At 49.3% G+C, this 15,474-nt stretch carries 14 protein-coding genes; 6 read left to right on the top strand and 8 right to left on the bottom strand.

What is annotated here, in order from left to right:
• Positions 1 to 6: 6 nt before the first annotated feature.
• The 3 genes from PGX44_RS01510 to PGX44_RS01500 are packed head-to-tail and all read left to right on the top strand — an operon-like array spanning position 7 to position 3,229.
• Positions 7 to 870, top strand: coding sequence for a DUF6282 family protein (locus PGX44_RS01510; RefSeq protein ID WP_498853976.1), 864 nt, complete (start codon positions 7 to 9; stop codon positions 868 to 870).
• Between the two features lie 21 nt (positions 871 to 891).
• Entirely contained in the window at positions 892 to 2,247 is a 1,356-nt protein-coding gene (locus PGX44_RS01505; protein ID WP_498853975.1) for an MFS transporter, read from the top strand.
• A 37-nt stretch (positions 2,248 to 2,284) separates the two neighbouring features.
• Complete coding sequence (locus PGX44_RS01500; RefSeq protein ID WP_498853974.1) at positions 2,285 to 3,229, top strand: hydroxyacid dehydrogenase; 945 nt, start codon at positions 2,285 to 2,287, stop codon at positions 3,227 to 3,229.
• 71 nt (positions 3,230 to 3,300) lie between these two features.
• Here PGX44_RS01500 and PGX44_RS01495 read toward each other — a convergent pair whose 3' ends face one another.
• Genes PGX44_RS01495 through ilvD form a run of 4 tightly spaced genes read right to left on the bottom strand, consistent with a single transcriptional unit; the run spans position 3,301 to position 7,927 of the window.
• Complete coding sequence (locus tag PGX44_RS01495) at positions 3,301 to 4,209, bottom strand: hydroxyacid dehydrogenase (RefSeq protein ID WP_498853973.1); 909 nt, start codon at positions 4,207 to 4,209, stop codon at positions 3,301 to 3,303.
• Positions 4,210 to 4,223: 14 nt separating this feature from the next.
• The gene (locus PGX44_RS01490) at positions 4,224 to 4,979 is read right to left on the bottom strand and encodes an aspartate dehydrogenase domain-containing protein (protein ID WP_498853972.1); all 756 of its coding nucleotides are present in this window, start codon (positions 4,977 to 4,979) and stop codon (positions 4,224 to 4,226) included.
• A 12-nt stretch (positions 4,980 to 4,991) separates the two neighbouring features.
• Positions 4,992 to 6,203 carry a pyridoxal phosphate-dependent aminotransferase gene (locus PGX44_RS01485; RefSeq protein ID WP_498853971.1) on the bottom strand — a complete coding sequence of 404 codons (1,212 nt, stop codon included), beginning with the start codon at positions 6,201 to 6,203 and terminating at the stop codon, positions 4,992 to 4,994.
• Between the two features lie 53 nt (positions 6,204 to 6,256).
• Positions 6,257 to 7,927, bottom strand: coding sequence for a dihydroxy-acid dehydratase (ilvD, locus tag PGX44_RS01480; RefSeq protein WP_498853970.1), 1,671 nt, complete (start codon positions 7,925 to 7,927; stop codon positions 6,257 to 6,259).
• A 294-nt stretch (positions 7,928 to 8,221) separates the two neighbouring features.
• On the opposite strand from ilvD, the gene PGX44_RS01475 reads away from it, so the two are divergent.
• From PGX44_RS01475 to PGX44_RS01465, 3 genes are all read left to right on the top strand, one after another.
• Positions 8,222 to 9,124 carry a LysR family transcriptional regulator gene (locus PGX44_RS01475; protein WP_498853969.1) on the top strand — a complete coding sequence of 301 codons (903 nt, stop codon included), beginning with the start codon at positions 8,222 to 8,224 and terminating at the stop codon, positions 9,122 to 9,124.
• 16 nt (positions 9,125 to 9,140) lie between these two features.
• Complete coding sequence (locus PGX44_RS01470; RefSeq protein WP_498853968.1) at positions 9,141 to 10,016, top strand: LysR family transcriptional regulator; 876 nt, start codon at positions 9,141 to 9,143, stop codon at positions 10,014 to 10,016.
• Between the two features lie 165 nt (positions 10,017 to 10,181).
• Entirely contained in the window at positions 10,182 to 11,252 is a 1,071-nt protein-coding gene (locus tag PGX44_RS01465; RefSeq protein WP_498853967.1) for a tartrate dehydrogenase, read from the top strand.
• Between the two features lie 89 nt (positions 11,253 to 11,341).
• Here PGX44_RS01465 and PGX44_RS01460 read toward each other — a convergent pair whose 3' ends face one another.
• The 4 genes from PGX44_RS01460 to PGX44_RS01445 form a co-directional block, all read right to left on the bottom strand.
• Entirely contained in the window at positions 11,342 to 12,259 is a 918-nt protein-coding gene (locus tag PGX44_RS01460; RefSeq protein ID WP_498853966.1) for a LysR family transcriptional regulator, read from the bottom strand.
• 419 nt (positions 12,260 to 12,678) lie between these two features.
• A complete protein-coding gene (locus tag PGX44_RS01455; RefSeq protein WP_498853965.1) occupies positions 12,679 to 13,629 on the bottom strand; it encodes a hydroxymethylglutaryl-CoA lyase in 951 nt (316 codons plus the stop codon).
• A 26-nt stretch (positions 13,630 to 13,655) separates the two neighbouring features.
• On the bottom strand, positions 13,656 to 14,846 hold the full coding sequence (locus tag PGX44_RS01450) for a CaiB/BaiF CoA transferase family protein (protein ID WP_498853964.1): 1,191 nt from the start codon (positions 14,844 to 14,846) through the stop codon (positions 13,656 to 13,658).
• Positions 14,847 to 14,892: 46 nt separating this feature from the next.
• On the bottom strand, positions 14,893 to 15,474 hold the full coding sequence (locus PGX44_RS01445; RefSeq protein ID WP_498853963.1) for a 2-oxoacid:acceptor oxidoreductase family protein: 582 nt from the start codon (positions 15,472 to 15,474) through the stop codon (positions 14,893 to 14,895).

Raw genomic sequence — 15,474 nt, 5'->3', positions numbered from 1 at the left:
AAAAGGATGGTCAATTTAGAAGGATTTATTGAAATGCATGTACATGGCAGCCCTGACGTTGTCCCTAGAAAATTATCAGATTTAGAAATTGCAAAAGATGCTGTACAGGCAAAAATGTATGCAGTCGTATTAAAATCGCATCTAGGTTCAACTGTAGCCCGGGCAGAATTAGTAAATGAAGCGATAAATCACCAGATCAAGGTATTAGGGGGCATTGCTCTCAATAGTTTCATTGGTGATTGGAACACCTTGGCACTAAAAACCGCGCTTCACATGGGGGCCAAAATCGTCTGGATGCCTACCTTTACAGCTAAGAATCATTTAGATTTTGAACGCAGAGAAGGCAAAGCAGTAAATGCTTTATCTGCATTATGCACAGGGTTAAAGGGTCTCACCATTTTCGACGAACAAAATAAAATTAAGAAAGAAGTATATACAGTTTTAGAAATCATGGGAGACAATCGAGATATACCTTTATGCTTTGGTCATTTAGGGTTAGAAGAAGTACGCGCGCTAGTACCTTTAGCCCATAAAAAAGGAATTCAGAAGCTGATATATAACCATCCAAATAACCCCATTAACCCGGTTTCTCTGCGTGATCAGAAATGGCTGGTTGAACAAGGTGTCCTTTTGGAAAGAACCGCTGTTGATCCTATTCAAGGATTAGCAGACTGGAATATCATTTTTAAAGAAATCAAAGAAACCGGTATTGAAAACAATATTTTCAGTACCGACTTAGGTCAACGCAAGAATATTCGTCCAGTCGAAGGGACAGCTTTAATTGTTGAAAAGTTAGTTCAAGCAGGGTTCTCTTCAACCGATTTAGCACTATTACTGCGCGAAAATCCAAAGCGAATGTTGAATATATGAATGAATACCGGAGGTGTAATTATGAATCAAACCGCAGCTTCGATAGCCGCACGTATGGATAGACTTCCTACTACGAAATTCCACAAGAAAATCATCGCTATCCTGGGTTTCGGCGTTTTATGCGATACGTTAGACATTTATGCCGGTAGTTCCATTTTGGCCGTTTTAGTTGCAGATGGCTGGTCTAATAATGCTTTAAATGGCTGGTTCATATCTGCCACAATGGGTGGCATGTTTCTAGGTGCTATGATTGCCGGATATATTGGTGATAAATTTGGACGACGTAAGTCATTCCTGTTGAATTATCTTGTCTTTGGCTTAGCTTCTATTGCTACCGTTTTTACAACAAATATGTATCAATTAATTGCCTTACGAGGCCTGATGGGATTAGGTTTAGGTGCTCAACAAGCAGCTGCTACAGGAGCATTACCTGAATTTTTCCAGCCACAGTCACGAGGTAAATATTCCGGGATTGTCGGTTTTATCGGTAACGTAGCCCCTCCTTTTGCAATGCTATTCTCACTACTGGTTATTCCTATGTTTGGTTGGAAGGTGCTTTTCGTCGGCATTGGCGTTATGGCTTTATTAATGTGGGCGATTACCCTGAAATGGATGCCTGAGTCACCTCGTTGGTATGCTTCTAAAGCGTTGATGGAAAAAGCCGATAAATTAGTATCTGCCATCGAAAAAGAAGCCGAAGAAGAAACCCATTGTAAGCTCGAAGAAATTAAGCCCATTGCTACTGAAAATGTACCCTCTGATCAGAATCTTTCATACAGTGTCATTTTTTCTAAGCGTTTAATCCGCCGTACAATTACACTTTGTGCTGCCCTCATTGGTATGAATGTAGCTATTTATACCATTGTCAACTGGATTCCAACAATCTTTGTCAGCCAAGGCATCAGTATTACTAAATCCTTCGCGATGGCTGTAATCATCATGATCGGTGCTCCTACAGGTGCCTTCCTCGTACCGATTCTTTCAGATAAGTTACCTCGTCGCAAAACACTTTCAATTCTTGCTTTGCTAATCGGTATACTCGGATATATCTACTCTCTCCAACAGTCCGATTACTTAATCATGGGATTAGGCTTTATCATGATTACGCTGCTTTATTTCTATTCTGTTACAGTAATGTTTGTTTATTCCGGTGAAATTTTCCCAACAGAAGCCCGTTTACGTGGTGTAGGATTTAGTAGTGCTATAGGTAAATTATCTTCTGTAATTACGCCCCCCATTATTGCCTTAATTTTAACAGAATTTGGTTCCACCGCAGTATTTATCTTTGTAGGTATCCTGATGGCTTTAATCGCCTTAATCATCAGTACCTGTGGTGTAGAAACCCGTAATAAATCTCTAGAAGATATTAATGGATAATAACGTTCTCAGTTCATTACAGAAAGGACGATGTTTTATGAAAACCTATATTTTTGACCCTATTTCTGATGATGCGCTGGCGTATGCACGGGAACGGCTGCAGGTTGTGACCTGGCAGGATGCTGCCATTACGCAGTTTGCCGATGCAGAAGCCTGTATCGTACGTACATATAAAATGGATAAGGCACAAATCGATGCCATGCCCAACTTAAAAATTATTGCCAAACACGGTGTCGGCACAGATAACATCGATATTCCCTATGCCAAGAGCAAGGGCATCTTGGTTACGAATACGCCGCGTGCCAATTCCAACTCCGTTGCCGAACAGGCCGTTGCCTTGATTCTCGATTGCTCCCGCAAGATTACACAGGCCCATATAGACAATGAAAAAGGCCTGGAACGGAACCAGCCTATGTACCTAAAGGGGTACGAAATTACCGGCAAAAAGCTCGGTCTCGTCGGCATCGGCCACATTGGCTATCTCGTCGGTTCCCACTTGAAAAATGGTTTTAATATGGATGTCTATGCCTATGACCCCTTCGTCACACAGAAGGCCTGCGAAGACATGGGCTTCCACTATGTGAAGAATTTAAAGGATATTTTGACAGAGTGCGACGTCATTTCCATTTCCGTACCGCTAACCAAAGATACACGCGATTTGATCAATACGGAAGAATTATCCCTCATGAAAGATACGGCCATCCTGATTAACACGTCCCGCGGCGGCATCGTAAACGAAGACGCCCTCTATCAGGCCTTACAGGAAAAGAAAATCTGGGGCGCCGGATTTGACGCCTTCGTCGCCGAACCCCTGCCGGCCCATGACCGTCTCTTCTCTTGCTTCAACTTTGTCGGCACGCCGCACAACGGTGCCAACACACGCGAAGCGCTGACCCGTATGGGGACCGGCGCTGTCGACGAAATTCTCCGCCTGGAAAAAGGCGAACCGACCCTGACCGACTTAGGTGCCCGCATCAAATAACGGACACTCCCAGCCACTATACACGCGCAAAAAAAGAGGTACTCATCCACTGCGATGGGTACCTCTTTCTATTACTCTTTCTCTGCGTTTCTGATAATATCTACGGCCTGCGTGCCCATGCGGATCAGGGCTTCTTTCGTATTGGCTGCATTATGGGGCGTCGCTACGAAGTTGAAGCACGTGAAGAGGACGTGGTCGGCCGGCAAGGGTTCCTGCAAAAAGGTGTCAAAGCCGGCGCCGAAGAGTTCGTTTTCCTGCAGGGCATGGCACAAGGCGTCTTCATCGACAATGCCGCCTCGCGACGTGTTGATGAGGATGCTGCCCGGCTTGAAGAGGCGCAGCTCTTTGGCGCCAATCATGTGGCGCGTCGCCTCTGTCAGGGGGACGGATACGGAAATGACGTCACAGGTTTGATAGATTTCTTCCGGCCCGGCGGCTCTGTGGAAGCCCAGTTCCCGGCATGCGTCGTCGGTCAGATGAGGCGACCAGGCCGTGACGTCCATGTTAAAGCCTGCCTGCAAGCGCTGGCCTACGCGGCTGCCAATATGGCCTACGCCGATGAGGCCCAATTTCTTACCTGTAATTTCACAGCCACAGAGGAATTCCGGCATTTTCTGCTTCAGGCCGTGAATACCTGCCAAATGGGACGCCGTAATCTTATGGGCACAGTCGAGGATCAGGCCGATGACCTGCTCGACGACAGATTCCACGTTGGCTAAGGGTGTATTCTGCACTAAAATATGCTTTTCTTTGGCATAGGCCGTATCGATGGCGTCGAGGCCTGTACCGTGTCTGGCAATGACCCGTAAATGCGGCATGGCATCGATCATCTCCCGCGTGACCGGATGGGTCCGCACCATGAGAGCTTCCGCATCAGCCGGGTGGCGGCACGCGTCGTCGTCCCAGGTGACGACGTCCAAATAGCGCCGGGCATAGGCCAGTGCTTCCGGGGCGATGGGATCTAAAATATAGGTTTTCAATTCAGGTCCCTCGCTTAGACAAACAAGACATCCCGCGTATGCTGCAAAACGCGGTCCAGGCTGCCGCAGGCCGACTGGGGCGTATAAGCACCGCTGACGGCACCCTTGGCGACACTGGAAATGATCAGTTCCATGTGCGTCGAATCGCTGTCCAAATAGATATGATGGGCATTCGTTTCTACAGCCGGGTCAACGATGATGACCGATTCGGTCCGGTCAAAGCCGATTCCTGCCAGGGCGACGGAGGCATGGACGTTGACGTTACGCGGAAAAAGCTCGCAGGCTTTACGCGTAGGCCCATCATACAGGGTGGTCCGTTCTGTATCGGTCCGGCCCAGGCTCTTCGGGCTCTTGGTAGTCACGATCTTTATGGCCGTCCACATAGCGCGGCCGTCGAAGATGCCGTCCAAGCCCAAGATGGCGCCGTGGGGAATATACAGGTGATGGCCCGACGTTTGTTTACACTGCACCATCGTGTCCCAGAAGGACGGATCGCTAAACGCCGTGACGGAAAAGGTCAGAACATCTGTCGTCTGCAGCATGGTCACGCCCCATTCCTTGAGGACACTGGCGTTGGCACATTCGATGATCAGGTCGGCCGTCGCGTAGAGGTCCGTATCCCCCTTGGTGACAACAGGAAAGGTATCCCCTGCCGCTTTGGTATAGACCGGGTCTTGTACGAAGGCCACTCCGACGCCGTCCAGTTCCTTTATATGTTTCAACAGGGCCTGGCCGATTTTGCCACAGCCCAAAAAACCGATTCGTTTCATACTCTGCCTCCTTTATTTTCTGTAGCGGTTCATAATAACCAGCAAGCGTTTCACGGCAGCAATGGCCGCTTCTTTATCCTGTGAGAAATTGAGGCGAATAGAATGGGTCCATTCCGGACCAAATTCCGTGCCCGGCGTAACGATAACCTGGGCCAGCTCCTTGACGATAGCCGTAAAGTCCGCAATGGGTACAGTCAGCTCCGGCAGGGTCGGGAAAAGATAACTGCCGGCATTGGTAGCGCGGACAGTGACACCTTCTTCCTTACGGAATAAGTCCAATAAGGCATCGCGGATTTCCTGATGGGCTGCTACGCGCTGAGGAATAAAGTCAGGCCCTTCGTGGAACCAGACGCGGAACAGGGGCTGGCAATAGCCTGCTGCCCTGAGGGTCATAATGGCCTGCAGTTTTTCCATCCGTTCGATAATCGCCGGCGTACCAAAGGCACAGCCCAGGCGGAAGCCACTCATGGATTCCGTCTTAGACGGCCCGATAATCGTCACCAGTGTGTCCGGCCGTTCTGCTTGGGCGCACAGATGGGTAAAGGTCCGGCCTTCATAGATCTGGCGCGAATACAATTCGTCTACAATGACGGCGACCTTGTATTGTTTAGCCAGTTTGCCAATGGCCCGTACTTCTGCAGCACTATAGACGGCACCTGTCGGATTATTCGGATTGGAAAAGAGGAATACCTGTACGCCGGCAGCAAAGACTTCTTCCAAGCGCTTCAGGTCCAGGCCGGCCCGGTTTTCATCGTCCATATACTGCAAGGGTACCGTGTGGATTGTCGCACCTAAGAAGGCGGCCAGCTTGTGGTTGGCAAAATAATCCGGCGTCACAATCGCTATATCCCCGCCGTAAGGCAAGAGGGAATTGACAGCCAGGAAAAGGGCGCCCTGCGTACCTGCCGTGAGGATCAGACCTTTATCGCCGTCGACGGGTGCACCCATAAACGCGGCCAAATCGGCGGCCAGCTGTTCGCGAATCGCCTTTTTCCCGCTATATTCCGTATACGCCTGCGCAGCGCCTTCAGCAAAGCCCTGCAAAAAGGCCTCCTTACTGGCTGGCGGGGGCGGAAACGCATCGACATCACCGTGCGAAAAATCTACCCTGCGGCCGGCCAGTGCCGGTCCCTGCAGATGCAAGGCTTTGGCCTGCAAATTGACTTCCTGGCCCGGTGCATGCTCTACACCCAAAAGAGAAAACCGTTTTTCCAATTCGTCCATTACAATCAGCTCATTTCCTGGGAAAATACATAAAACCGTCAGAATACATACACTCAGTCTTCAAAATCCTTGCGATACAACCATACGGCACCTTTATCGGCACCGGATACACCATGGCGGTACGCGTTGAGCATACCCGTCGCTTTATGGTCCGGTCTCTTTACGTCTTTTTTGCGTGCTTCCAGTTCTTCGTCCGTAAGTTTGACGTTGATCGTATTGGCATCGAGATCGATTTCGATAATGTCGCCGGTCTTTACGAGAGCCAGGGGGCCGCCATCCCAGGCTTCCGGTGTAATATGGCCTACACAGGGTCCCCGTGTAGCACCGGAGAAGCGGCCATCCGTAATCATGGCTACGGACGTATGGAGTCCCATGCCAACCAGCATGGCTGCCGGAATGGAAAGCTCACGCATACCCGGGCCGCCCTTCGGGCCTTCGTAGCGGATGACCAGGACCGAGCCCGGTTCTACCTTCTGCGTCAGGAGGTAATCCCGTACTTCTTCTTCCGAATCGAAGACTACAGCCGGACCGGTATGATGGTACATCTTCGGATCGACGCCGCTCTTTTTGACAACTGCGCCGAGCGGTGCCAGGTTTCCTTTCAGGACACCGAAGCAGCCATGGGGATAGAGCGGATCCGTTACGCCGTGGATGATGGAGCGGTCAATCTGAATATCAGCATGTTCCAGGAATTCGCCTAAGGTACCGCCAAAGGAAAGGGGTACGGACAAATCGAGGTAATCGCGGATTGTTGAAAGAACAGCCGGAACACCGCCAGCCTGATGATACGTGTTGATATTTGGCTGGGCAGAGGGCTTAAATTTCCCTACTACTGGTACTTTGGCCTGTAAGGCTGCAAAGTCTTCCAGTGTAAAATCGAGGCCCATGACGGTGGCAATAGCCAGGCTGTGCAAAATGGCATTGGTCGAGCCACCTGTTGCAGAAATGTATTTGATACCGTTCGCCATGGATTTACGATTGAAGAAATCAGAGAAGTGTTTGCCTTCGTTGACCAGTTCTACAATGCGTTCGCCTGTATCACGGGACTGACGGATCTTTTCGCTGTCGCAGAAGAGCATCGTCGTCGAGCCAAAGGGTGCTACGCCGACGGCTTCGAGGAAGCAGCCCATCGTATTGGCTGTGCCGTACATGGAGCACGTACCGGCAGAGGCACACATCTTTGTCCGCCAGCGGTCAAAGGTTTCTTCTGTAATATCGCCCTTGCGCCGTTTGCCAATGGCTTCCTTCAAATCACTCGTGCAATAGGTCGTGCCGCATTCATGATAAGGAAGCATTGCCCCAGCCGTCAGGAAGAGGGCCGGCAGGTCAAGGTGGGCTGCTGCCATGAGCATGCCCGGAATAATCTTGTCACACGAGCCCAGGAACACCAGTCCGTCAAAGCCATGAGCCGAGGCCATGGCTTCTGTCGAAGCGGCGATCAAATCACGGGACGGCAAAATGTGGTGCATGCCTTCGCCCTGAGCCATACCATCGCACGGTCCGATGACACCGAATTCAACAGGCGTACCGCCGGCTGCCCAGATACCTTCTTTGACGTACTGGGCAATTTCCCGGAAGGGCTTGTGACCCGGATTAGCATCGTTATAGGAATTGACAATACCGATCACCGGTTTCGCCATGTCCTTTTTGCGATACCCTGACGCACTCATGAGACCAATGTAATAAGCTTCTGTCATATCTTGCGGATTTCCTCGTTTTCCCATCTTCTATTCCTCCTCATAGGTAGTATTGACTTTGTTTCTATATCTTTACTGTACTACTATTTTTATAAGTCGTAAAACGAATATTTTCTATATTTTTAATCGTAATTTGGAATATTTACTTTCCTATAGATATATCCGAATTGTCATTTATATTAGTTCCTATAGGAATGTGGGATTCAGCAGGGAAGCTCAAAAGCTTGATTTTGACAGCTTTCTCACAGTTTTGTATAATGATTTCACCATATTAGAATACCATGTATTCTTTTTTCACTTTTAGACAAGGTACGATAAGCCATGTATGATATTTCAGACCTAGAAATATTCTTAGCCATTTCAAAGGCACAAAGCCTGTCAAAGGCAGCAAAACAACTCAATATGTCCCAATCGACAATCAGCAAAAAGCTGAAAAATCTGGAAGAAGAGCTGGGCACAACCTTGGTCGAACGCAGCAAGGGCACAAAAACCTTTTCCATGACGCCGGCAGGCATACACCTCTTGGAAATTGCCAACCAAATTACAGCCCTTTGGTCCAAGGCCCATGGATTGAACAGTCACAGCTTTAAACCCATGCTGACCTTAGCTTCCCTGAGTAGTCTCAACCAATCCATTTTCCCTTCTATCTTATCCCACATGCATGAGGAAATCCCGGACCTTAAGCTGAATATACTAACTGTCCATTCCCCTGATGTTTACGACCTCGTCGAAAGCCGTCAGGCCGACATTGGCTTTACGCTGATTGAAAAGATTACGCCGACGACAATCGTGCGCAAGTGGTTTTCTGAGCCTATGGTCGTCGTCCGTAGTCCTGAGTACAAGTGCCCGAAAAATAAATTTTTTTCACTACAGGATCTGAATCCGGAAGACGAAATCTACTACGCTGCCGGGACCACCTTTACACTCTGGCATGACCAATGGTTCCCGCCGGCTGACCAGTGCAACCTTCAGATTGATTCCGTCTCTCTGCTCCCTTACCTACTAGACCAGATCGATCATTGGAGCATCCTCCCCTTGAGTATTGCCCGCTGCATCCAGCAGTACAAGCCGTACAAGATATTCTCCCTCTCGGTCCGTCCGCCTGACCGCGTTTGCTATGCCGTGACGCACAAATTCCCTACGGCCAATACCCTCAAAGTACTGGAATATTTGACGCCCTATTTGGACAAGTTTTCTGAAAGCGACTACCACATCCATTTCTGACGGTCAGGAGGCACCTATGAAGCTGAATCAACTCGTATATTTTTGCCAGGCCTGTGCCAGTGGCAGTATCAGCCGGGCTGCAGAGGAGCTGCATATTTCCCAGCCTACGATTTCCATGTCGATTCACGAGCTGGAAGACGAATTTGGCGTACAGCTCATGCAGCGCAACAACAAAGGCTTTGTCCTGACCGAGGCCGGGCGCGTTTTCAACAAGCAGGCCCTGCACATTCTGAAGCAGACCCAGTATCTGCAGGATTCTATGCAGGACTTCAACGTGCACCACACGCCCATCCACTTGGGCATCCCGCCCATGATTGGCACGATTCTCTTTCCCCCGTTGTACGAAGGCTTTCACCAGGCCTATCCCCAGATCAAGCTGGAATCCCGCGAAGGAGGCTCGCAGGAGCTCTTGTCCTTAGTGGACAAGGGGGACCTGGATTTTGCCATCGTTACGAGCAACCTGGTCGAACACGACGCCTACAAGGTACTGCCCCTCAGAGAAACAGAAACGGTCTTTTGTGTCTCTGCGTCCCATCCGCTGGCAACAAAGGAAAGCCTGACCATTGAAGAAATCAAGGACCTGCCCCTGGTCATGTTCCACAAAGGGGCTTCCCAAAACGCCCTGATTCAAAGCCGTTTTGCCCAGGCCGGCTACGAGCCCCGCATCATCTTCCAAACGGGCCAGCTCTACACGATCAGAGAATTCGTGCGCCGCAACATTGCCGCAGCCTTCCTCTTTCGCGAGCTGAGCCAGTCCATGCCCGGCATTTGCGGCATTCCCTTGCGCGATCCCCTGCGCGTGCAAATCGCCATCGTCTGGAAAGACGACCATTATCTGTCCAAGGCTGCACGCCAGTTCATCCAATTCGCCCAAACGTGCCTGGTGCCATAAAAATAAGCCGTCCTGAACCATTACCTAAAAATAATGGCACGACGGCTTTCGTTTGCTATATAAATCCTTTATAGCAAAATCAAAAAGCTATATTATACAAGCTTTTGCAAAAGGCGTATGATAGTTTTAAAGATAAGAATACGTTTTTGTTTAGGAGGGTTTCATATGCATACGTACAACATCGCTGTCATCGCCGGCGACGGCATCGGCCCGGAAGTGCTGGCCGAAGGAGTCAAAGTATTGAAAGAGGTAGCCGCCTTGGACGGTACCTTCCAGTTTTCCTTTACGCACTTTCCCTGGAGCAGTGCCTATTATTTGAAAACAGGGAAAATGATGCCTGACGACGGTATCGATCAGCTCCGTCCCTTTGACGCCATCTTCCTCGGCGCTGTAGGCTCACCGGACGTACCCAACAGCGTGACGTCGCGGGATCTGCTCATCCGCATCCGTCACGACTTTGACCAATATGTCAACCTGCGTCCCGTTAAACTGCTGAAAGGCGCACCGTGCCCCTTGGCCGGTGTAAAACGCGAAGACATTGACATGACCTTCGTCCGCGAAAACAGCGAAGGCGAATACGCCGGCTCCGGTGCCTGGCTCTACAAGGACCAGCCCAACGAAGTAGTCATCCAAAACGGCGTCTTCTCCCGCAAGGGCTGCGAACGGGTCATGCGCTATGCCTACGAACTGGCCCGCAAGGAACACAAGACCCTGACCAACATCAGCAAGGGCAATGCCCTGAACTACTCCATGGTCTTCTGGGACCAGATCTTCGCCGAAGTGGGCAAGGAATACCCTGACGTCAAGACCTATTCCCTCCTCGTCGACGCTGCCAGCATGTTCATGGTCAAAAACCCGAAACGCTTCCAGATCATCGTCACGAGCAACCTCTTTGGCGACATCCTCACCGACCTGGGCGCCGCCATTGCCGGCGGCATGGGCCTCGCTGCCGGTGCCAACCTGAACCCGGAAAAGAAATTCCCGTCCATGTTCGAACCCATCCACGGCTCGGCACCGGACATTGCCGGCCAGGGCAAGGCCAACCCCTTGGCTACGGTCTGGTCTGCCAGCCAGATGCTCGACTTCCTGGGCTACCCCCAGTGGGGCAAAAAGCTCATCGCCATCATTGAAGACATGCTCGTAGAAAAGAAAGTCCTCACGCCGGACCTGGGCGGCACAGCCACGACCAGCCAGGTTGGCGACGAAGTTCTGCGGAAGCTCGAAGAAACAAAATAAATATGAGGTGCTAACCACCACTCCACTAGCATATACAAAAGGGTGTCATCCTTTAACCACAGGATGACACCCTTTTTATGCATTATGCATTATTTGTAAATGGTATTGGCGTTGATCTGATTTCTCGATCGGAGGAACTCGCTAAAATTTGATTTTTTCGCGTATTCATAGAAAAGATCGGAGATTTTATTATCCAGCGTTTGTTTCTTAAACACGAGCCACGTATTCCATGTAAACGGCGTCTTGTCCTTGTTATACATTTTCTTCGTCACTAAGGGGTACGGACATTCGGGCACCAGAATATCCGGCAAAAAGCCGTAGCCTAAGCCGCTGAAGACCATTTCCTTACACAAATCCAAGTTCGTTACACGGCTGCCGATTTGTGGCTGCTGCTCGAAATGATCGCGCCACCAGCGCTGCAGGGCTTCATAATAATAGGTTTCGTAGGGGTAAGAAACTAATTTCATATTCGGCAAATCTGCCAATTCAAAGGGTTCCTTGTTGACGACTAATACAGGATACGTGAGCAACAGATGTTTTTCTTCTTCTACGTAATTGTCGCAATGCTTCGTAAAACCAAAATCAATCAGCCCGGAATTGACTAATTTCAATATTTCTGTACTCGATTTGATGTAGATTTCAAACTTCACCTTCGGGTAATAGCTTTGAAATTTTTCCAAAAAGGCCGGCAAATAGTAGCGGCCAATAATGCTTGGCGACGCGATTTTCAGCGTCCCTACGACGCCCTTGCCTACGTCGGCCAGGTTGTTTTTGAAATCATTGACTTCCGCCAATATTTTATTGGCAAACTGGGCTGCATACTCGCCGTGTGCCGTAAAGGTAATGCCTTTATTCGAACGGTGGATCAGTTTATAGCCCAGATTTTCTTCTATATTTTTGATCCGCGTCGTAACGGCCGGCTGGGAAATATAAAAAATATCCGCTACTTTCGTGATATTTTTATATTTGTAGAGTGCACTGATAATTGACCAATCTCTTTCGTCCATATTAAACCTCCTTGCACAACAGCTTCCCTATAGCCAGCAAGATAGTCCATTGAAGTGCCATCCCGCTGGGCAGTAAATAGTCTCTTACTATTCTAAATGAAAAAATAAGCCTGCAGACCGCTTATTTTTCACAACAAAAAATAAAAGAGCCCTATTTTATCCCTAATACGTTAGCGTTCCCCCACTCGTTTGCCGCGGCACACCGGGTATCCCCCTGCCCGTTAGCCAGGCACTCACCAATCACCAGGCCATTCTATGCCTATGCAGCTTGTTCCCGTATGGGCAATAGGCGATCCCCGGGTTTTAATAATCTTATCCTATCGTACCACAGGAACAGGCATTTTGCATTATTATTTTAGATACAGCAAGAGGTGAAAAGCCACAAGGGACTTTTCACCTTTCACCGTTCGCGTGTTGTCTTATGCTAGTTTTTGTTTCTTTGCTTTTTCTTTTGTCAGGTCTTCACAGCGGCCGGCTCTTAATACGGCGCTGTCTGTTTCATGACCGACCAGTTTCTGTGCCAATCTGGCTGTATCCATGGCTTTCAACAGATCAATGCCTGTGTCAATGCCCATTTCGTGTAACATATGAATGACATCTTCCGTCGCTACGTTGCCGGAAGCCCCAGGAGCGAAGGGGCAGCCGCCGAGGCCGGCGAAAGCGCCATCAAACACGGTAATGCCCGCCTGCATGGCTGCTACAATGTTGGCTAAGGCCATATCCCGCGTGTTATGGAAATGCATGACCCAACGCACTTGCGGATACCGTTTTACCATATACGAACCCAATTCGTATACCTGACGGGGATTTGCCATACCCGTCGTATCGGACAAGGATAATTCTGTAATGCCCAGATTCAAGAAGCGGTCTACGACGCGTTCTACTTGTTCCACAGGCACTTTACCCTGGAAGGGGCAGCCGAAGGAAGTCGAAATAGCACCGGAAACTTCCATACCGTTTTTACGGACAAAGTCAACGCACTTAGTAAAGCCTTCCATCATTTCCAACGGCGTCTTGTTAAAGTTATTGATGCAATGGGCTTCGCTGGCAGATACGGTCAATTTTACCTTTTTGATACCGCACTGGAAGGCTCTTTCTACACCTTTCAGGTTCGGAACCAAGGCGCGGTATTCTACGCCCGGTACCTTTTGCATGGCTGCTACTAATTTATCCGTTTCAGCCATTGCCGGTACAGCCTTAGGATGTACAAAGGAACCAATTTCAATAACCTTTACGCCCGATGCAACGACCGAGTTTAATAAGCGCAATTTGTCATCGACGCTAAGCAATGTCTTTTCATTCTGTAAACCATCACGTAAACCAACTTCACAAATCGTAACTTGCTTAGGCCACGTTACTGAATTTTCCATTTCTATCGACTCCTCGTGTAATGAAATCAGATAATGCCCTTTTCTTTCAATGCTTCCAGGTCTTTATCGTCCAAACCAACTAATTCTTCATATACTTCTTTATTGTGCTGTCCTAATTTCGGGCCAGCCCATTTAATTTCACCGGGAGTAGCACTCAGTTTAGGTACAACGCCGGGCATTTTAATCTTGCCAAATTCAGAGTAGGGAACTTCTACGATATCTTCCCGTGCTGCATAGTGGGGATCTTCAAAGATATCTTCCATGCTGTATACGAGGCTGACAGGAGCACCCGCTTCATCCAGCGTGGCCTTAATATCTTTATAGTCGTGTTTACCCATCCAATCGATGACAATTTCTTCGACTAAGGAATTGTTCTTTACGCGGGCACCGTTTGTATTAAACCGGTCATCTGCCAGGAGATCCTCCCGGCCAATGCCCTTGGCAAAATATTCAAAGGTTCTATCGGTGCTGCAAACCAGAACGACCCATTTGCCATCCCGTGTCTTGAAGGTACCAGACGGGCTGGCAGAACCGCTGATGCTCGGTCTCCGTTCCGTAATCTGGCCGGCAATATCATAATTGGCAACGGCCCCTTCAAGCATGCGGAAAATGCCTTCATATAAGCTCAGGTCTACTTCCTGGCCTTCGCCTGTCTTGTCGCGGTGGTGAATACAAACCATAGCTGCATAGGCTGTATATAACCCAGCCACGTAATCACACAGGGAAATAGGCGGATTGACCGGCGGTCTGTCCGGATAACCGGTCATATAGGTCAGGCCCGAGAAAGCCGTTGCCGGCGTACCGAAGCCTGCGAGCTTCTTGTTCGGGCCGGTCTGGCCATAGCCCGTAATGCGGATGACGATAATCTTAGGGTTGGCTTTCTTTAATGTTTCGTACGTCAGACCCCATTTATCGAATGTCCCCGTCCGGAAATTTTCAATGATAATATCGCTCTGCGCTACGAGCTTGAGGAAAATATCCTTGCCTTCTTCCTTTCTCAGGTCCAGCGTAATGCTGCGCTTGTTTCTGGCGAAGGAAGCCCAACGCAAGGACTTCTTTTCGTACAAGGGGCCCATATTACGGCCGGAATCCCCTTTTCCCGGCATTTCGACTTTTAATACGTCGGCACCAAAATCACCTAATAAGGCGGCGCCAAAGGGTCCTGCAATAACCGTCGACGTATCAAGTACGCGAATACCTTCTAATGCTGCTGCCATGCCACTCACTCTCCATTATCCGATATAGAACTTCTCTTCCTCTAGCTTATGCAGACTTGGATTCCTGCTGATCCAGCTGTTCCATTTCTTCCCGTGCTGCCCGTACGCCGGCATCAAAGGCTTTGTCGTTGGCTTTTCTCAGGGCCGGTTTGAAATGTTCCTGAACGGCTTTGCGTACGAGTTCTACATCGACGAAGCCGGACAAGGCGGCAATAGCACCGATCGCAACAACGTTAGCGGCTACTTTTTTGCCTGTTTCGTCGATCGCCAGCTGCGTCATAGGAATGGAGTATACGTTTTTAATATGAGCCGGTACGTGGTGTACGAATTTCGGTTCGATCAAGAGGATGCCGTTGGGATCCATGTCCTTGCAATATTTGTCGCAGGCGAGCTGGGACATAGCGAGGACGAAATTCGGTTTACGTACAGACGGATAATTGATCGGTTCTGTATCAGAGATCAATTCGGAACGGCATGCACCGCCGCGGGCTTCCGGACCATAAGAGCGGGTCAAAACAACTTCCCGTTCAGCCAATTCACCGGCTGCTTTAGCGAAAATATCGCCCAATAACATCATGCCCTGACCACCGGAACCACCGAATCTGATTTCATAATGATTGTTTTTCAT

It is taken from the genome of Caecibacter sp. AF58-12pH5A (genome assembly GCF_027681725.1).
Classification (GTDB): Bacteria; Bacillota; Negativicutes; order Veillonellales; family Megasphaeraceae; genus Megasphaera; species Megasphaera hominis.
Note: the sequence above shows the minus strand (reverse complement) of the source record. Positions and strands in the feature narration are given on the sequence as shown.